Origin of the sequence: Roseibium porphyridii, assembly GCF_026191725.2 — a bacterium.
In the GTDB taxonomy this organism is placed as follows: domain Bacteria; phylum Pseudomonadota; class Alphaproteobacteria; order Rhizobiales; family Stappiaceae; genus Roseibium; species Roseibium porphyridii.
Window position 1 is genome coordinate 3,845,692 of sequence record NZ_CP120863.1, and the last position, 17,676, is coordinate 3,863,367.

Sequence of the window (17,676 nt, forward strand, 5' to 3'; positions counted from 1 at the left end):
CACCCCTACTTTTCGGCTGAATTCCGCCACTCCTTGAGTTTGGCACGACGCTTGCTGACTTCCAGTCCGAACATGGCATTCACATGGAGAAGCCCGGACATGGCAACATCCCTTGATCTGGAACTTGTGGCGGCAACCAAACAGTATGGGGATACAGTTGCGGTCGACGCCCTCGATCACAAGTTCGAAGCGGGATCATATTCCTGTCTGCTTGGCCCTTCCGGCTGCGGTAAATCCTCCACACTGCGCATGATTGCCGGGCATGAAAGCGTCTCGTCAGGCGACATTCTTTTGGCCGGCACCAACATCACCGACTTGCCGCCGGCGCGTCGCGGCACAGCGATGATGTTCCAGAACTACGCGCTGTTTCCGCATCTCAGCGTCATCGACAACGTGGCCTTTTCCCAGAAGATGAAAGGTATCGATAAGCCGGTGCGGCTTAAAAAGGCACTTGAACTGCTCGAGCTGGTGGATATGGAAGCCTATGCGGAGCGCCTGCCCGCGCAACTTTCAGGCGGTCAGCAACAGCGTGTCGCACTTGCCCGAGCACTCATAACCGAGCCGACGGTTTTGCTGCTTGATGAACCGCTGTCCGCGCTCGATCCATTCTTGCGCATCAAGATGCGCCTCGAACTCAAACGGCTTCAACGCGAGCTGAATATCTCATTCATTCATGTGACACACAGCCAGGATGAAGCTCTGGCACTCGCCGACGACATCATCGTAATGAACGGCGGAAAGATTGAGCAAGCCGGACCGCCCCAAGTCGTTTTCAATACGCCGGCGACAGAGTTTGTCGCACGCTTTATTGGTGGCCACAACGTACTGAAACAGCAAGGCAAACCAATAGCCCTGCGTGCTGACAGGCTGCTGGTAAACAGGTCAGCCGAGAGCGAAAGCACGCTCCTTAGCGCATTTGTCAAGGATGTCGAGTACCTGGGTTCAAGCGTGAACCTTGCTCTGGACGCAGGCGGTGCGGGTGAGCTGACGGCTGCGCTCAGCGACGACACTTTTTTCAAAGATCCAATTGAAATCGGCACAACCGTCTTTCTGACCTGGAAGCCGGAAGATGCTCACGAGCTGGCGGCGTAAGGCCACCAATCACGGCTCTTTTAGACGGAGCCGAACAAAACTCCAGAGGGGAACAGGAGTAGGACAGATGACTAAGAAACTGACGGAAAAAGGCATTAGCCGGCGTAGCATATTGAAAGGTGGGGCGGCTGCGACCGGTGCAGCTCTTGGCTCCGGAGCCATCACAGGTTTTCCGACCATTTGGGCGCAGAACATCAAAGACGTGACGCTGCGCCAGTTTGGCACCGGGGTCTCCAACCTCAACGAGGTTGCCCAGAAAGTGAAAGAAGATCTCGGCTTCACGCTGGAAATGACCGCGCTCGATTCAGACGCGGTCACACAGCGCGCAGCCACCCAGCCGGACAGTTTCGATATTGCCGACATCGAATACTGGATCTGCAAAAAGGTTTGGCCGACGGGCAACCTCCAAGCCATGGATACCACCAAGATCAAGAACTACGACAAGATCGTCGGCATCTTCAAAAGCGGCAAGCTGACGCCGGAATCGACCATTGCACAAGGCACTGCCCCGCATACGGTCGGATTCGTCGATGGTCCGGACGGCAAGACCTTTGCCACTGAAGAAACGGGATGGATGACCCTCATCCCGACGATCTACAATGCTGACACGCTCGGCATTCGGCCCGATCTGATCGGACGCCCGATCGAAAGCTGGACTGAACTGCTCAACCCGGAATTCAAGGGCAAGGCGTCGATCCTGGACATCTCGTCCATCGGCATCATGGACGCTGCGATGGTTTGCGAAGCCATGGGTGAAATCCAGTACGGCGACAAGGGCAACATGACGCGTGAAGAGATCGACAAGACCATGGCGATCTTCACCGAAGCCAAGAAGAACGGCCAGTTCCGTGCATTCTGGAAAACATTTGACGAAAGCGTCAACCTAATGGCGTCAGGCGAAGTGATCATTCAATCCATGTGGTCGCCTGCAATAACAGCCGTGAAATCACGCGGTATTCCATGTGTCTACCAACCGCTGAAGGAAGGCTACCGTTCCTGGGGTGGCGGCATCGGACTTTCCAAGAGCCTGTCCGGCCTCGAGCTGGAAGCTGCTTATGAATATATCAACTGGTACCTGGATGGCTGGGTTGGCGGCTTCCTCATGCGCCAAGGCTATTATTCCGCTGTTCCGGAAACCTCCAAGAACCACATGGACGAAAACGAGTGGGGCTACTGGTTCGAGGGCAAGGAAGCCACAGGCGACATTACCAATCCCTTCGGCGATGTTCTGGCAAAAGCCGGCGAAACCCGCGATGGCGGCTCCTTCCTTGAGCGTATGGGAGCGGTTGCCTGCTGGAACGCGGTCATGGACGAGAACCAGTACATGGTTCGCAAGTGGAACGAATTCATTGCTGCTTGACATCGAACCGGCAAATGCGCGCGGGGCTACGGCCCCGGCGCAATCTCCCACAATCGGAACTGGGCTTTAATGACAGACCAGACGCATCTCTTCATTCCCGCTGACAACACCGACAAGACGTTGCCCAAGAGCACCGGCCGGCTGAAAGGTCTGCCTGATGCGGTATCCGGCTGGCTATTGTCCTTGCCCCTTGCGCTGGTCCTTCTGTTTTTCCTTGTACTGCCTATCGCAATGATCGTGGTGGTCAGTTTCTGGGGTGCTACCGAGTTTTCAATCTACCCGGCTTTCCAGTTTGACAATTACCAGTTTCTGCTGACCTCGCCCGTCACCTACCAGGTTTTCCTCAACACCGTGAAATACGCTCTGATCACCTGGGCCATAACACTGGTTTTGGGGTTCACGATTGCCTATTTCCTGGCCTTCCATGTCCGCTCACTGACATGGCAGATCGTGTTGTTTCTGCTCTGCACAATCCCGTTTTGGACCTCCAACATCATTCGCATGATCTCCTGGATCCCGTTTCTGGGCCGGAATGGCATTGCGAATTCCACACTGATTTCCATGGGGGTCATCGATGAGCCGCTTGAATGGCTTTTGTTCTCCGATTTTTCGGTAATCCTGGCCTTCGTGCATCTCTACACGCTTTTCATGGTGGTGCCGATTTTCAACACGATGATGCGCATCGACAAATCCCTGATCGAAGCTGCCTATGACAATGGCGCAAGCGGATTTCAAACACTCACCAATGTTATCATTCCTCTGACCAAACCAGGCATCATGATCGGGTCGATCTTCGTGGTCACTCTTGTCATGGGTGATTTCATAACCGTTCGCTTCATGTCTGGCAGCCAGAAGGCCAATGTCGGACGCTTGATTTCGAACGACATCGCGCTGCTTCAGTACCCTTCGGCGGCAGCTACCGCCGTGATCCTGCTGATCACGGTGATACTCGTGATCGCAATTCTCCTGAGGTTCGTCGACATTCGGAAGGAGCTATAAAGAGATGGAAAAACGCTCCCGGACCTTCTATGTGCTTGCAACCGTCTTCGCAGTTTTTCTGGTGTTCCTTTATGGGCCAACCATCACGATTGCGATCCTCTCTTTCCAGGGACCGCAGGGTGGACTGACATTTCCGATGCGCGGTGTCTCGTTTCACTGGTTTGAGGATCTCTTCCGGCAACAGGCTGTCGGCGACATCTGGGGGAGCTTTGCTCGCTCGCTCACGCTCGGTCTGATGGTAATGATCACGACAGTCGTCGTGTCGGTAATGGGTGGTCTCGCCTTTCGCAAACGGTTTCCCTGCTCAAGTGTGATCTTTTACCTGATCATCACCTCACTCGTGATCCCATCGATCCTGATATCGCTTGGTGTCGGACTGATATTTTCGCAATCGGGCCTGTCGGTACATTGGTCGACATCCGGTTTTGGTGCGCAGCTGACCTGGACCCTTCCCTTTGGTCTGTTGATCATGTTTGCCGTCTTCAATCGCTTCGATAAATCCTATGAAGAAGCCGCGCGCGACCAAGGTGCGAGTGCATGGCAAACCATTCGATATGTTGTCTTGCCGATTATTGCACCGATGCTGATCGGCGTCGCCCTATTCGGCTTCACCCTGTCTTATGACGAGTTCGCGCGCACACTTCTGACGTCCGGCAGCTACAACACCCTGCCCCTTGAAATTTACGGCATGACCACGAATGTCACGACGCCCGTCATCTTCGCCCTTGGAACACTGACAACCGCATTTTCCTTTCTGATCATCGGTCTGTTTCTGGCAATTGTCATCACACTGAACCGGCGACGCTCCAAACATGGATCGGATGCCGGACAGGGTCTCGTTTGAGGCGGATATGACAGACACGCATATTCTCGTCATCAATCCGAACTCGACCGCATCCATGACGGAGAAAATCGCGATAGCAGCAAAAAAGGCTGCAGGTTCCGCCAGTCGGATAACAGCTGTAAACCCAACCGGCAGCCCTGCCGCCATCCAGGGTCCTGAGGATGGAGCAGCCGCACTTCCTGGTCTTTTTGAAGTGTTTGACCAACACTTGAACAACGACGCGAGCATCGACGCAGTCATCGTCGCCTGCTTCGACGATACGGGCCTGTTTGAGCTGAAGGAAAGATCACCGATCCCGGTGATCGGCATCGGCGAAGCGGCGTATCACATCGCATCGGTCGCAGCGCCCAAATTTTCGGTGGTGACGACATTGTCCGTTTCAGTGCCTGTGCTGGAGCACAATCTGGTCCTGAACGGTCTGGCGACGCGCTGTGCCAGGGTTCGTGCATCTGACGTACCTGTGTTGGAGCTTGAAGATCCCAAAAGCAACGCGCGTCACAAAATAGAAAAAGAGATTGAAGCAGCCCTAACGGAAGACGGCATCGGCGCTGTCTCTCTGGGATGCGCTGGCATGGCGGATCTGGCGGATGACCTCTCCAGAAAATTTCAGATACCGGTCATAGACGGTGTCGCATCGGCCGTGCGCCTTGCGCACGCACTGCCTTTGAGAAACCACTGAGGCCAAATCTGCGTCAGTTTCAGCTGACGGACTGCTCCCACTCTGAAAGCGTCACGTCATAGAGCGCGTTAAAGCCAGCTTGGGGAACGGCTCTTTGGGCGAGTGTCACATAAGGAGCCACTGTTAGAGCTGTTCCGACAAAACCTGGCTCCATGATTGTGTAGGCATAGGCCATGAAAGTCCGGTCGTAGAGCACTGACTGGTCCTTGCCGCAGGCAACGATGCTCCAGGCAACCGATCTCTGGTGCTGATCAAGAAATGCCTGAAGATCCTGCGGATTGTCATTTTCAGTCCAGGTTCCGGCATCTTCGATGAAAAGGTCAGCTGAGTTCTCTCTGTCCCGCGTGATCGACAACGCGATGTAACACCAGACGCCGTAGGCTTCGCCTTTGACCGGGTCCGGCACACCGGCCCTGGGGCGAAGGTTTGTTGTGCTCTTGTTGGCACAGATCACATGTGCGCCTGGCGCTGGTGGAAAGCGCCTTGATTGCTCGGTACCGAAGAGTGCAATGCCAGCATCAATCAAGGGGCCGGCATCGTAGACCGGCAGGTCAGATCCGTCATATTGCTGCGCATTGAACATCGGCTGAAGCGTGTCGATGGCTGAATTGTATGCAAGATCATATCCCCAGACATTGCCGGCAATGCCGCAAAACGAGGATGCCGTTTCCATGTTGATCTGGCCGATATAGGCATCATTGGCCTCAGCACGGTCATATGCGACGATCCCGTCCAGAAGAAAATCGTCTGTTTTTTCAACGACACCCGTTGCAACCTTCACAACCGAGACATACCCATTGCCGTTGTTCCCGGGGCGGGCATATCCGTCGCAATAGGTCGGGTAGCCGCTGATAGCGGTCCGGTCGATCATGGAAACTGTCTTGCGCATTTGCCCCTCCAAAAAAGCCACCGATACACCCTTGAGGTGACATCATCTCGGTTTCGACATTTAACACCCGCAATTCCTCATCTGCAATTTATTGTTTATTTTTTTCATGATGCCACTTTTAAGTTAGCCGCCATATAGGCCGCGCACGCACTTCACGCCCTTTGCATGATAGAATTGCCAGTAAGCCAGGGAGGTCGGGTGATGACGACGAACGAATTGACTGTTCTGGTTGGCACAACAAAGGGAGCGTTTCTTTTGAACGGGGGCTCGACCAGATCCGGCTGGTCGGTCAAAGGTCCCTATTGCGATGGCTGGCCCATCAACCATGTGATTGGCCGGGCAGATACCGGAACAATCTGGGCTGGTGGTGGTGGGGACTGGACTGGGGCTGGTGTTTGGAAATCACAGGACGGTGGTGAAACGTGGTCCTGCACCAAGCTGACCAAGGGCACGGTAGATGAGTGGGCGGCAAACGATCCGGACACTGCGCAATTCCTCAACTGGACACCCCAAGACGCCCCATTCGAAGAAGACTTTACCCAAATATGGTCATTGGATTTCGCGCATGGCGTGCTTTACGCAGGAACCAAGCCTGCAAGGCTGCTCAGGAGTACGGATGACGGCGGCAGTTTTGAGCATCTTGAGGGCCTTTCGGAGCACCCATCCGCAAAGGACTGGTCCCCCGGTGCTGCTGGACTTGTTCTACACACGATCGTTTCCGATCCAGCGGAGCCAAACAAGCTCTGGATCGGCATTTCCGCTGCAGGTGTCTTTGCCAGCGAAAATGGCGGCAAGACATGGGAGCGCAGAAACCGTTTGTCCAACGCTGCTACCTGTGAGGACCGCCCTCACCCGGCCGCGCCGCGTGACGGAGAAACAGGACACTGTGTGCATAACATGATGCTGGCACCTGGCAGTGGCGATGTTCTTTATCAACAAAACCACCACGGAGTGTGGCGTTCTTCAGATGGTGGGCGCAGCTGGGACGACATCAACGAAGGTCTGCCATCAACTTTCGGCTTTCCGATCAGGGTTCATCCGCGAGATCCCAACACAATCTGGACGCTGCCCCTCAATAGCGACACTGGCGGCCGCTTTCCACCCGATGCCGCAGCAGCCGTCTGGAAGTCCTCAGATGGGGGCAAGAGCTGGCACGCGAAACGTCGGGGCCTGCCTCAGGAGGCTTGTTTTTTCACCGTTCTCAGGCAAGCCATGGCAGGTGACGACAGAGACCCGGCAGGGCTTTATTTCGGCACAAATACTGGCTCGATCTTTGCCAGTCTTGATGAAGGAGAGAGTTGGCAGGAAATCGCAAGACATTTGCCAACCGTCTTGTCCGTCGAAGTGATGGACCGGACCTGATCCTTTCGCCAAGAAGCAGTAATGTCGGGCCTTTTTTAATTGGCCGTTTTCTGCTCGCTCTGGAAACGTGCTTGCCTTGCTGCCCACCACTTCTCGAACATCGCGTTGGTGCGATCTTCCAGAACACCGCTGATGATTTCACCGCTGTAAAACGGAGCGGCACCGGCAACTGTCGGGGACTCAAGACCGATCTGGTTTAGACCGATGTTTTTCAGTTTCCTGATCGAAGTCGCATAGACGACTTTGGGAATACGGTTCCAAACGATTGCGCTCATGCACATTGGGCAAGGTTCACCGGTCGTATAAAGCGCCATCTTGGACCAATCTATATCCGGATGCAGGTTGGTGCAGTTGATCATGGCGTCCATTTCGCCGTGATAAATTCGGTTGACGCTGCCCCGATTCACGCCGTGGCACATCACTTCACCGCTTTCCTGATCGACAATGACGGCACCAAATGGCGCGCCCCCACCAAGGGCGTCTATGGCCATTTGCATGTAACGCTCGTGACTCGCTCTCGCTTCAGTAGTCAGGTCGTCTGCCGATATCACCTTTATCTCTCGACTTGAGGCTGACACGTGTTTTGGCCTGAAAAACAGGGCGGCCAGCGATGCGGTCAATACATGCCTACGTCCACAGATCATGGTCAGCTCCTCACCTGTCGATACCTCATGACGTAAGCCTAGGCGCACCGATTGAGGTGATCAAGCTGAGCAAGCGCGAAAGGCATCCATGATTCCCGACCAAATCCCGGGCTAAAACATCAAGGGGACTCCATTTACTGAATGACTACATTTTTCAAATCGTATATACAGTCATTATGCAGTCATTTTAGAAGTGCACGATCGTGACAAACTGGATCCCAGACCTTTCGACCACAAATACACCACGCTACATGGCCATTGCTGACGCAATTGCAGCTGATCTTGCTGCTGGAAGGCTGACACCTGGAGACCGATTGCCGGCGCAGCGCCGGCTCGCAGGTGAACTTGGGCTCGATTTCACCACCGTTGCCAGAGGATATGCGGAAGCGCAACGTCGCGGTCTTTTGGCTTCACAAGTCGGAAGCGGAACCTACGTCACGGAACCAGGAAATACCGAAGGTACCCGGCCTGTGAAGTTGGACATGCGCCGCAACGGCCCGGCTGACTTTTCAATGAACCTGCCCCCGGAGCCCGATGATGAAACTCTGCTGGCCCGTCTGCGCGCCGGTACTGATGCCTTGTCTCAAGATCTTTTGTCCTTGTTGCGCTACCAAACATTTCCCCCTGACGGCCCTGATCGGGAAACGGCTTTGCTTTGGCTCAAAGGTGTCGGACTTACGCCTGCCGCGGACCGGATTCAGTTTGCAGCCGGGGCACAGGCTGCGCTCGCAGGCATCTTGTCGACACTCTCAACACCTGACGACACGATTGCGTGCGAAGCCCTGACCTACCCTGGCATCCGCTCGCTTTGCAGCCAGCTCAATCTCGGGCTCATAGGGCTTGAAGAAGATGAACACGGGCTCGACCCCGCGGCCTTTGAAGGTGCCTGCAAAGACAGCAAGATCAAGGCGCTATATCTCAACCCGACACTTCACAATCCGACAACACGCACCCTTTCGCTGCAACGGCGGAAGGAACTTGCTGCGATCTCAACCCGGCACGGTGTTCCCATTCTGGAAGACGATGCCTACGGTCAGCTTTGCCAAACGAAACCGCAGCCCTTTGCATCGCTTGCGCCCGAGACGACTTGGTATGTCGGGTCTCTATCCAAATGCGTTGGGGCCGGTCTTCGCCTTGCTCATGTTGTTGCACCGGAGCGAAACGCATCCATGCGATTGTCCCGCGTCCTGCGCTCGCAAAGCGTAATGGTCTCCCCACTCATGATGGCGCTTGCGAGCCGTTGGATCGAAGACGGCACCGCCAATGAAATGCTTTGGCATATTCGAAACGAGAGCGCCGCACGCCAGAGACTTGCCGCACAGCATCTGAAAGATTTGTCCTACCAAGCCGGTCCGGACGGGTTTCACCTATGGCTGCAACTCGGCAATGGCTGGACCTCCGCTGCATTTGTCAGCCAGGTTCGAAACCAGGCAATCGGTTTGGCAGAGAGCGATGCCTTTGTTGTATCGGGTCAATCACCCGAAGCCGTGCGGCTTTGTCTGGGTGGCCCGCACACGCGCTCACAAATTGATACGGCGCTCAGCGTCATTGCCGAAACGCTGTCCAATGAACCCAAAGACGTCACCACCTATTTCTAACCTGCGCCCCATGGCAATCCGTCGCAGGCAAACATCTTGCAATCGTGTGAAATTGGCATATCTTTGACTGCATTCACTTGCAGTCAAATTTGCAAAGTGACTGGTTTTAGTGGCAGGGCAGATACGCACAAGGATGCGCCTGCAGAAAGAGCACCCGATGAGCACGTCAGAGAGTTGGCCGAAACTTCCTCCGATCCAGACCGGCATCAAGGGCAGATGTCCACGATGTGGTGAAGGCAGCATTTTCGACGGTTTCTTGAAGCTGAAAAGCGGCTGTACCCATTGTGGCCTTGACTACAGCTTTGCCGACCCGGCCGACGGCCCGGCATTCTTTGTCATCTGCTTTGGCTGCGTTCCGGCTGTTGCCTTTGCCATCTGGCTGGAAATCGCCTTTACCGCCCCCTATTGGGTCCATCTTGTGACAACTCTGCCTCTAATCCTTCTAACCTGCATTCCCATATTGCGGCCACTTAAGGGATGGCTGGTTGCCAGCCAATATTTTTACAAGGCTGAAGAAGGCAAGCTCGTCACGTCGGAAACCACAAGTTCAGAAAGCCAGACCTGATTACCGGGAGCCCCAAACCTGACTTGGGTTTGGCTTTTTGCAAGAGGGCGGCGCCATCGCAAGACCGATGCGCCGCTTTTCTCTTTAAACTCTTTTCACCCAGACCGCTGTGTCGTGAAAGGCTGCGCCGCCATAGGGGGCAACCGGGTCTGCACTGGTCAGCGTGTTAATGCCTCTGCCGTCTTCAAAGGCATCGTTGGGCCAAAGCCCCTCCGAGACAACCGTGCCGGGTGCAATGCTGTCCTTCAGGCGAACGTGAAGCGTGACAGCACCTCTGCCATTGCCCATCTTCACCTTGGCACCATCCTCGATCCCGAGCCTTGCTGCGTCGTCCGGTCTTAGCCAGACTTCGGGCCGCCCTTCTTTTTTGCGTGAACTGTCGGTTTCGTTGAATGTCGAGTTCAGGAAGGACCTCGCCGGAGCGGTCACAAGCCGTAATGGATGTTCCTCATCAGCTCGCTCGATGATGTCCCATTGATCCGGCAGTTCAGGCATCTCCGCCACCGGTCCGAAAACCGTGTTCCCGTCCGGTTTGTTAGGTGCTGCAAACCGGCCCCAATCGGGTTTGAACCGGAACTTACCGTCTGCATATGCGAACCCGTTCAAATAGTGCGCGGTTTCAAAATCCGGCTGCAGGTCCCGCCACTTTCCAGCTTCCAGTTCATCCAGGGTGCCATAGCCTGAATGCTGCAGCATCCAGTCAATATGATCGCGCGCGCTCATATCGAATCCGGCGTGAGGTTTTGAGTCAACGCGCTTTGCGATCTCACTGATAACAAAGAGGTTTTCTTTTGGCCCCAAGGGCGGATCGACCGCCTTTGGACCAAACATGAGATACTGATGACCACCACCTTTATAGATGTCGTCATGTTCCAGGAACTGGGTGGCCGGCAGGACGATATCCGCCATCTGCGCCGTCTCGGTCAAAAACTGCTCGTGCACGACGGTAAACAGATCTTCGCGTGCGAAGCCTTGTTTCACCAGTTCCTGTTCAGGTGCAACCGACACCGGGTTGGTGTTTTGAACAAGCAATGCCTTGACGGGTGGCCCACCTTGCAGCGCCTCTTTATCACCCGTCAGGATGCGACCGATCAGGCTTTGGTCGAGCACGCGAACCGAAGGGTCCTTCAATGATCCGGCTTCGATCATTTCCTTGTTGAGTTGATAAATCGCGCCGTTGTTGTGAAAGGCGCCGCCACCTTCCAACTGCCAGGCCCCTGTAACCGATGCAATCGAGCAAGCCGCATGCATTCCGACAACACCGTTCCGAGAGCGGGTAAAGCCGTAACCAAGGCGGAAATAGGTTCTTTTCACCTGTCCGATCAGCTGGGCAACTTCTTCGATCTGCGCTGTTTTGAGACCTGTAATGCCCGAAGCCCATTCCGGAGATCTGTCTTTCAGATGTGTTTCCAGCTCGCCCGGACAGTCGGTGTATTTTTCCAGATATGCCCGATCTGCCAGGCCATCGCGAAAGAGCACGTGCATGATAGCGCAAGCCAATGCTGCGTCTGTTCCAGGTTTCAAGATCAAACCCAGGTCTGCCTGCTTCATCGTTTCCGTCTCATAGACATCCACAACAATGATGCGCGCACCGCGTTTCTTTCGGGCAGCTACGGCATGGGTCATCACGTTGACCTGTGTTGCGACCGGGTTCGTTCCCCAGATGACAACCTGGTCTGACGATGCCATTTCGCGTGGATCCGGTCCGGCGAGACGCCCGGTTCCGGCAATATATCCTGTCCAGGCCATATTGGTGCAGAACGTGTCGAACTGGCGCGAATACCCTTTCGCGTGCCGAAGACGATGAATGCTGTCTCGCTGAACCAGGCCCATGGTGCCCGCATAATGATACGGCCAGACGCTTTGCGCTCCGAACTCAGCTTCCGCTTTTAGAAACCTTTCGGCAGTGAGATCAAGGGCTTCGTCCCAAGACACTTCCCTGAAACGGCCTTCCCCTTTTTTGCCGTCGCGCAGCAAGGGTTTGGTCAGGCGGTCGGGATGATAAAGGCGTTCCGCATATCGGGCGACCTTTGCGCAGATAACACCCGCAGTATAAGCGTTGTCCCTGGCTCCGTTCAGCCGCCGAACATCTCCATGCGGATCAAAATGAACGTCCAGCGCACATGTCGACGGACAATCGTGCGGACACACAGAGTAGGTGCTTTTGGGTGGTTGCTGGTTCATATGGACCTATTTGGCGCGCAGGTTTCGCAAAGGCGAACTAGCCTTATGAAAAACAAAAAGAGGCGCCGTCAAGCGCCTCTTCCGGGAATTGAACCTGTCTGATCAGCTGCCGCTGCAGGGCCCTCTGCCACCTGGCCGTCCACCGGGTGGTGGCACTCCGCCCTGTCGCGGTCCCCGGCCCTCCCGCGGACCCAGCCCGGGAGGCGGCGTTCGTCCGCCACGGCGCAATCGGGGTGGATGTCCCCCCTGAGCCTGGATGAGCGTCAGAGCCGTGTCAAAGTTGTCAGTCATCGCTGCAAAATCGACCGTCGGCTCCACCCCTTGCGTCTCAAGGTCACCGCGCCGTCCCTTCAGGCGCAAGAAACTGCCATCCGGTGTTCCCATCCAGCAGCGCGGAATGAATGGAAACGCGTCCGTGAGAACATAATGGTAGATGCCTTGCGGGTGTTCCGGCGTTATCGCAAATCTTCCGTTGCACCGATCCAGATCACCTGAACCTGATACAAATGCCCAGTCCTGCGTGAATTTTCCATTGTAACGTCCGCCCGGGCCGTCTGGTCTCGTCCCGTTTTTGATACGAAAACTGGACTTCAATCTACGGACGGCAGTCTCCTCCCCGGGATCGGAATATCCGAATGGCCCATAGATCGGAAAACCATCGGCAGCGTAGCCGATCATTGCCGGAACAGCATCACCGCCATTGGCGGCCAGAACACCAGTCGGTATGCCGTGGTAGTGGTAGGTGCCGTTGGGTTGAACATGCGCATTGTAACGATCCAGGCCAAGCTTGCACGCGCCGCCCAGCGCTTCATAGTTCCATCCTGAACTCCGATCGTTTTGCCAAAATTCTGCAGTGCCCGGATCCATCACGACACCGTTGATTGCAATGCCGAAAACTGCTCCCTGAGCAAATGTTGCCTTTCCGGTCCGGTGCGGTTTGAGAGGAATTTTCAGATTGTAATTCTTTTTTGAAATCGAATGCGGGTTGTTGCGATTGGGAAACTGGCCAGGAGCCTTGTCGGGGTAACCGTTTGCGCGAATGCGCCGATAGGTACCGTCGATAGTGATATCCGCGTGCGCTTCGGCTTCAGGTAACAGCAGGTCCCAGATCTCATCGCCAATGTGGGTGTGTTCAACTGCTTCTTCACCGTGAAGTGGCGTGGTGCTGTCATGGGCGGTTGCCGGCACGGTTATCAGCACACCGGCCAACGCAAGACATAGTCGCATGTTTGTCTCCAAGTTGTCGCCCAGACAGGACAACTATGAGTCATTCGTGCTTTGGACGCTGTCTTCACTTCGTATGAATGTGTAACGGGATGTATCATAATACACTTGGCAGACGTAAAAAGGGCCGGCGCAATGAGCCGGCCCTTTCAGATCTCAACGAGATTTATTGCTCTTTTCAGCCAACAATTTCAGTGCCGGAGAACCAGTAGGCAATTTCCTCAGCAGCTGTTTCAGGTGCGTCAGAACCGTGTACGGAGTTTTCGCCGATGGAAAGCGCAAATTCCTTGCGGATGGTGCCTTCGGCTGCTTCAGCTGGGTTGGTTGCGCCCATGACTTCACGGTTCTTCGCAATCGCGCCTTCACCTTCAAGTACCTGAACAACGGTCGGGCCGGACGACATGAATTCGGTGAGTTCACCAAAGAAGGGGCGCTCTTTGTGGACGGCGTAGAAGGCTTCAGCTTCGCGCAAGGACATCCATACGCGACGGGAAGCAACCACGCGCAGGCCGGCTTCTTCCAGCTTGGCGGTGATGGCACCGGTCAGGTTGCGCTTGGTGGCGTCCGGTTTGATCATGGAAAACGTGCGTTCAATCGCCATTGTGTCGTCTTTCTTGTTCAATTGCAGACCGGCAAAATGCCAGGTCCCGAATATCTGAATTTCGCGGCCTTAATAACGGGGCGCTGCCTCGCCCGCAAGGGGGCGGGTGTATGACATTTCCAAGTCAAACACTTGCCGCAGCGCGAAAGACGCTGGAAAAGGACTTTGTTCAAGCTTACTCTGCCCAGTTCAAAGAACTCAACGGCTGTCCAGGGACCCGGCAAAGGCTATTCTCCAATGTCATTCATCGCATCAGCGGCCGCTGCACTACCGTCCCTTTTGAGCACTGCCATTGCTGCCTTCGGTTTCAGCACGTTCCTGGGAGACGCGCCGACACTCCGGAACGTCAGCGATGTGGCCGCCAGCTCCCTTGAACAGGAAATCGCCGCCCTTTCCCCCGAGGATCGGGAAGAACTGTTCGTCTTCGTAGCGGGCAATGTCCTTCATACGCTGTATCACGAGGGCGGACACATGCTCGTTTCCGAACTCGAGCTGCCCGTTCTTGCACAGGAAGAAAACGCGGTCGACAATCTGGCCACGGTCTCCATGCTGGCGGACGATACCGAAGACACCGACATTCTGCTGATCAGTGCGATGGTTGGGTGGTTCATGATCGCCGAGCAAGATGTTGAGAGCATGGTTTTCTACGATGAACATGATCTCAATGTTCAGCGCGGCTACCAGATGCTTTGCCTCATGGTTGGGGCGGATGAAGAAACGTTTCTGGAACTCGCCGACGATCTTGGTATGCCCGAAGACCGCATTGAAACCTGCGTCGACGAATATGAGCAAGTTGCCGATTCCTGGGAATATTCGACAGAACCGTTTTGGCGCGATGAAAATGCTGGGCCCGGTGGCAAAATCTCGGTCGTTCATGAAAAGGCTCCTGATGAGTTAAAGCCTTTTGCGCTTTTTCTGAAGGAAACCGAGTTGATGGAAAGGGTCGCCAAGGAACTCGATAGTCTTTATGAACTCCCGGAAAACGTAACGTTTCGGGCTGCCATCTGTGAAGAGGAAAACGCCTTCTGGGATCCTGGGAGCCGGGAAGTCATTCTTTGTCATGAGTTGGTCGCGGGATTTGCGGCCGTATATCTCGCCGATCTTGCCTATGAAGAAGATCGGGCTGACCTCGACAGCTCGGACTGAGCCTTTTTTCGAAATGTTCCTGGTGCTTCACCGTATTGGTTTTGAAATTCGCGATAGAAATTGGAGCGTGTCAGAAAACCGACCTCTTCCAGTATGGAAGACACAGGCTCATCTGATACCTTCAGCCGGTCGGCAGCTTCCTCCAGCCTGATACTGTTGACGAACTGACTTACATTCATGCCAAGCGTGCGATTGACTGCTTGGGACAGATCCCGTTCAGGAACTCCCAATCGCCTGGCGAGGCGTGTCAGAGACAACTGTGGATCCTTTGCAAATCCGCGGCCCTTGAGCAGGCCGCGAGCTTCGTCAACGAGCGCACGGCTTTTTGCCTCATCTGCAACATAAGGGTCGTCTGACCTTGATCGTCCAGGTTTCCACTTTGCGCCAACTGCAATCAGTGCGACCGACGCAATCAGGAAGAAAAGACTGGCAAACGAAATTGCAATGGCTGCTGCATCCGGCCTGTTTTGGGCAAAAAGGATCGCGACCAGACCATCGATAATCAGCGTTGCGATCATCACTGCGATTGCGGCCAAGAGGAGTTTTGACAGCAACGCGCCAAGTTCTATCGGAGATTGGGTAAAGACATCCCTTCCCTGACTCCACAAACGTATTAAAGCCACCGCATAGACAGTGAAGCTCAGCGCGATCACCGCGTCGATATAGCCAACAAAGGGAACCGGCAAAAACAAGGCAACGGACAAGCCAGCCGAAATCACGCCATTGACCAGTAGCCATTTACCAAGTGTTGCTTGGGAGACTGCCAGCGAGGCAAACGACAAGAATACGAGTGGCGCAATCCAAACCGGGAGAACACGCTGTAGCGGCAGGAAAGTGTAGTTTGCAAACGCAAACCGCAAGCCGACCAGCACCGCCTCCAGGGACATCACGCAAAAAAGCGCAAGGAAAAGGCACCTGGTGAGCGTTGGAAAAACTCTCCAGGAAAAAGTCAGGACGCCCAGACCGAGAAAGACACTGGCGAGTAAAAACGAGATGGGAATGCTAATCATAGGCACCCAGGAGCGCTTTCAATAAACTTTGGGTGTTTGATGCCGGAAAGCAGTTCATTCGGCAAGTCGTGTCGCGTAAGGCCGAACTTGTCCTTCCACCGACAGCGTTTTTTGCACGCTTGTCGCTGGCTATCGGTGAAGCTCAGACTGCCTGAGCACCAAAAGATGCCCACCGGACAAACAGCCCATCATTCGATGCATGTGCTCTAGACAGCAGTTCACGGCGTCAATCCTGTCCTTTATCGCGATCAAGGACAGCACAAGTACCCCTGACCGATTGTCAACACGCAGGGAGCAGCGCCAACTGACTGCTATTGCAATCAACCAGCGGACCCCAAATGTTCCAGAATAGACCCGCCCCACGGAAGACAGTCACGAGCCTTCTTTCGGCATCCTTTGCAGCGGCCGCACTCTTGGCGGTGACCACCACCCTAAGCCGATCCGAAACGGCATCCCAACTGCCATTTGGACCCGGCGTCACCAAATTGGAGGTTCAGGACAATCGAGATGATCGACAGCTCGGGGGCGATCTATGGTATCCGACACGAACCCCCAACATTTTTCAGCGGTCTGACAAGAGCAAAGTCTGGAAAATGGCGAATGCCGATCCGGAAGGTGCGCCTGCGGAAGGTCCCTTCCCTCTGCTCGTCATTTCTCATGGAATGTACGGCAACACATTCAATCAAGCCTGGCTGGCGTCGGATATGGCGCGGCGAGGCTACATCGTCGCCATGGTCAATCATCCTGGAACCAGTACATTCAAACGTGACGCTGATCAGGCCAGAGAGCTCTGGGAGCGTCCCGTCGACCTGAGCCGCCTGATCAGCTATCTGATTGGAACCAGCCCTTTCAAGTCACGCATCGACGCCGATCGCATCTATGCGGCTGGCCACTCGCTCGGCGGTTTCACGACAATGCTACTCGCCGGCGCCCAGTTCGATACCGCCCAATACCGTTCGGTCTGTGCGGATGACGCCACACCCGTTGCCTGCAGCGTCCTCAAGGGTTGGTCCATTGCAGAGACACAAAGAGATCAGCAGGAAATGGAAACGCGGCGCAAGGACGAACGTGTTGCCAAGTTCATCAGCCTGGACCTTGGAGGAACACCTGTCCTTTCTCGCGACAGCCTCGCGGCCATCGATAAGCCGGTTCTTGTCCTTGGTTCCGGAAGAGCGGACATGCTCGATCAAACCATCGAGTCGCGCGCCCTTTCGTCGGCACTACCGAAGAACCTCCATCGTCATGTCGAATTGAAGGATGCCGGTCACTTCGACTTCATGGGCGTCTGTAAACCGTCGGGGTTTGACATATTGAAAGAACATGAGCCCGGCGATGAAATGGTATGTATCAAAGGCGGTGCCGAGCGGGAAAAGCAGCATCGACGCATTGTCCGGGAAATTGTCAATTTCCTGGAACAATGATCGGCTGGCTGGCCTTGTCATGTGCATCTCGGCCACAGGCGGATATTCGTTGCTAAAA

Annotated in this window: 16 protein-coding genes; 10 read left to right on the forward strand and 6 right to left on the reverse strand. The window is 55.0% G+C overall.

Annotated elements, in window-relative coordinates; all coding sequences use genetic code 11:
• Positions 1 to 99 precede the first annotated feature (99 nt).
• The 5 genes from K1718_RS17770 (at position 100) to K1718_RS17790 (ending at position 4,974) form a co-directional block, all read left to right on the forward strand.
• The gene (locus K1718_RS17770; protein ID WP_265681353.1) at positions 100 to 1,092 is read left to right on the forward strand and encodes an ABC transporter ATP-binding protein; all 993 of its coding nucleotides are present in this window, start codon (positions 100 to 102) and stop codon (positions 1,090 to 1,092) included.
• Between the two features lie 67 nt (positions 1,093 to 1,159).
• Entirely contained in the window at positions 1,160 to 2,452 is a 1,293-nt protein-coding gene (locus tag K1718_RS17775) for an ABC transporter substrate-binding protein (protein ID WP_152502226.1), read from the forward strand.
• 69 nt (positions 2,453 to 2,521) lie between these two features.
• The gene (locus K1718_RS17780; protein ID WP_209006616.1) at positions 2,522 to 3,451 is read left to right on the forward strand and encodes an ABC transporter permease; all 930 of its coding nucleotides are present in this window, start codon (positions 2,522 to 2,524) and stop codon (positions 3,449 to 3,451) included.
• 4 nt (positions 3,452 to 3,455) lie between these two features.
• Complete coding sequence (locus tag K1718_RS17785) at positions 3,456 to 4,295, forward strand: ABC transporter permease (protein ID WP_265681352.1); 840 nt, start codon at positions 3,456 to 3,458, stop codon at positions 4,293 to 4,295.
• A 7-nt stretch (positions 4,296 to 4,302) separates the two neighbouring features.
• Positions 4,303 to 4,974, forward strand: a complete 672-nt coding sequence (locus K1718_RS17790; RefSeq protein ID WP_265681351.1) for an aspartate/glutamate racemase family protein — start codon at positions 4,303 to 4,305, stop codon at positions 4,972 to 4,974.
• A gap of 19 nt (positions 4,975 to 4,993) precedes the next feature.
• Here K1718_RS17790 and hdcA read toward each other — a convergent pair whose 3' ends face one another.
• Positions 4,994 to 5,863, reverse strand: coding sequence for a histidine decarboxylase, pyruvoyl type (hdcA, locus tag K1718_RS17795; RefSeq protein ID WP_265681350.1), 870 nt, complete (start codon positions 5,861 to 5,863; stop codon positions 4,994 to 4,996).
• 201 nt (positions 5,864 to 6,064) lie between these two features.
• Here hdcA and K1718_RS17800 point away from each other — a divergent pair, with 201 nt between their 5' ends.
• Positions 6,065 to 7,225 (forward strand): WD40/YVTN/BNR-like repeat-containing protein, encoded by a 1,161-nt coding sequence (locus tag K1718_RS17800; protein ID WP_265681349.1) that lies wholly within the window; start codon positions 6,065 to 6,067, stop codon positions 7,223 to 7,225.
• Between the two features lie 35 nt (positions 7,226 to 7,260).
• Here K1718_RS17800 and K1718_RS17805 read toward each other — a convergent pair whose 3' ends face one another.
• Complete coding sequence (locus K1718_RS17805; protein ID WP_265681348.1) at positions 7,261 to 7,869, reverse strand: nucleoside deaminase; 609 nt, start codon at positions 7,867 to 7,869, stop codon at positions 7,261 to 7,263.
• A 203-nt stretch (positions 7,870 to 8,072) separates the two neighbouring features.
• Here K1718_RS17805 and K1718_RS17810 point away from each other — a divergent pair, with 203 nt between their 5' ends.
• The gene (locus K1718_RS17810; protein ID WP_265681347.1) at positions 8,073 to 9,467 is read left to right on the forward strand and encodes an aminotransferase-like domain-containing protein; all 1,395 of its coding nucleotides are present in this window, start codon (positions 8,073 to 8,075) and stop codon (positions 9,465 to 9,467) included.
• A gap of 157 nt (positions 9,468 to 9,624) precedes the next feature.
• Complete coding sequence (locus K1718_RS17815) at positions 9,625 to 10,032, forward strand: DUF983 domain-containing protein (RefSeq protein WP_265681346.1); 408 nt, start codon at positions 9,625 to 9,627, stop codon at positions 10,030 to 10,032.
• A gap of 84 nt (positions 10,033 to 10,116) precedes the next feature.
• Here K1718_RS17815 and K1718_RS17820 read toward each other — a convergent pair whose 3' ends face one another.
• The 3 genes from K1718_RS17820 to ndk all read right to left on the reverse strand — a co-directional run bounded on the left by K1718_RS17820 (position 10,117) and on the right by ndk (position 14,041).
• On the reverse strand, positions 10,117 to 12,216 hold the full coding sequence (locus K1718_RS17820) for a molybdopterin-containing oxidoreductase family protein (RefSeq protein ID WP_265681345.1): 2,100 nt from the start codon (positions 12,214 to 12,216) through the stop codon (positions 10,117 to 10,119).
• A 102-nt stretch (positions 12,217 to 12,318) separates the two neighbouring features.
• Positions 12,319 to 13,443, reverse strand: coding sequence for a YHYH protein (locus K1718_RS17825; protein ID WP_265681344.1), 1,125 nt, complete (start codon positions 13,441 to 13,443; stop codon positions 12,319 to 12,321).
• 175 nt (positions 13,444 to 13,618) lie between these two features.
• On the reverse strand, positions 13,619 to 14,041 hold the full coding sequence (ndk, locus tag K1718_RS17830) for a nucleoside-diphosphate kinase (RefSeq protein WP_152502235.1): 423 nt from the start codon (positions 14,039 to 14,041) through the stop codon (positions 13,619 to 13,621).
• A gap of 237 nt (positions 14,042 to 14,278) precedes the next feature.
• On the opposite strand from ndk, the gene K1718_RS17835 reads away from it, so the two are divergent.
• On the forward strand, positions 14,279 to 15,187 hold the full coding sequence (locus tag K1718_RS17835) for a DUF4344 domain-containing metallopeptidase (RefSeq protein ID WP_265681343.1): 909 nt from the start codon (positions 14,279 to 14,281) through the stop codon (positions 15,185 to 15,187).
• On the opposite strand, the gene K1718_RS17840 is transcribed toward K1718_RS17835, so the two are convergent.
• On the reverse strand, positions 15,148 to 16,197 hold the full coding sequence (locus K1718_RS17840) for a helix-turn-helix domain-containing protein (RefSeq protein WP_265682536.1): 1,050 nt from the start codon (positions 16,195 to 16,197) through the stop codon (positions 15,148 to 15,150). The genes K1718_RS17835 and K1718_RS17840 overlap by 40 nt on opposite strands.
• Positions 16,198 to 16,535: 338 nt before the next feature.
• Between K1718_RS17840 and K1718_RS17845 the strand changes: the two genes are divergently transcribed.
• Positions 16,536 to 17,618, forward strand: a complete 1,083-nt coding sequence (locus K1718_RS17845; RefSeq protein WP_265681342.1) for an alpha/beta hydrolase family protein — start codon at positions 16,536 to 16,538, stop codon at positions 17,616 to 17,618.
• Positions 17,619 to 17,676: the final 58 nt, after the last annotated feature.

What these genes read in the sequence shown, in the direction of transcription:
- K1718_RS17770 (WP_265681353.1), top strand. Translation starts at nt 100, where the DNA reads ATGGCAACATCCCTTGATCTGGAACTTGTGGCGGCAACCAAACAGTAT.
- K1718_RS17845 (WP_265681342.1), top strand. Translation starts at nt 16,536, where the DNA reads ATGTTCCAGAATAGACCCGCCCCACGGAAGACAGTCACGAGCCTTCTT.
- hdcA (WP_265681350.1), bottom strand. Translation starts at nt 5,863, where the DNA reads ATGCGCAAGACAGTTTCCATGATCGACCGGACCGCTATCAGCGGCTAC.
- K1718_RS17840 (WP_265682536.1), bottom strand. Translation starts at nt 16,197, where the DNA reads ATGATTAGCATTCCCATCTCGTTTTTACTCGCCAGTGTCTTTCTCGGT.
- K1718_RS17835 (WP_265681343.1), top strand. Translation starts at nt 14,279, where the DNA reads ATGTCATTCATCGCATCAGCGGCCGCTGCACTACCGTCCCTTTTGAGC.
- K1718_RS17805 (WP_265681348.1), bottom strand. Translation starts at nt 7,869, where the DNA reads ATGATCTGTGGACGTAGGCATGTATTGACCGCATCGCTGGCCGCCCTG.
- K1718_RS17780 (WP_209006616.1), top strand. Translation starts at nt 2,522, where the DNA reads ATGACAGACCAGACGCATCTCTTCATTCCCGCTGACAACACCGACAAG.
- K1718_RS17820 (WP_265681345.1), bottom strand. Translation starts at nt 12,216, where the DNA reads ATGAACCAGCAACCACCCAAAAGCACCTACTCTGTGTGTCCGCACGAT.
- K1718_RS17825 (WP_265681344.1), bottom strand. Translation starts at nt 13,443, where the DNA reads ATGCGACTATGTCTTGCGTTGGCCGGTGTGCTGATAACCGTGCCGGCA.
- K1718_RS17775 (WP_152502226.1), top strand. Translation starts at nt 1,160, where the DNA reads ATGACTAAGAAACTGACGGAAAAAGGCATTAGCCGGCGTAGCATATTG.
- K1718_RS17800 (WP_265681349.1), top strand. Translation starts at nt 6,065, where the DNA reads ATGACGACGAACGAATTGACTGTTCTGGTTGGCACAACAAAGGGAGCG.
- K1718_RS17815 (WP_265681346.1), top strand. Translation starts at nt 9,625, where the DNA reads ATGAGCACGTCAGAGAGTTGGCCGAAACTTCCTCCGATCCAGACCGGC.
- ndk (WP_152502235.1), bottom strand. Translation starts at nt 14,041, where the DNA reads ATGGCGATTGAACGCACGTTTTCCATGATCAAACCGGACGCCACCAAG.
- K1718_RS17790 (WP_265681351.1), top strand. Translation starts at nt 4,303, where the DNA reads ATGACAGACACGCATATTCTCGTCATCAATCCGAACTCGACCGCATCC.
- K1718_RS17785 (WP_265681352.1), top strand. Translation starts at nt 3,456, where the DNA reads ATGGAAAAACGCTCCCGGACCTTCTATGTGCTTGCAACCGTCTTCGCA.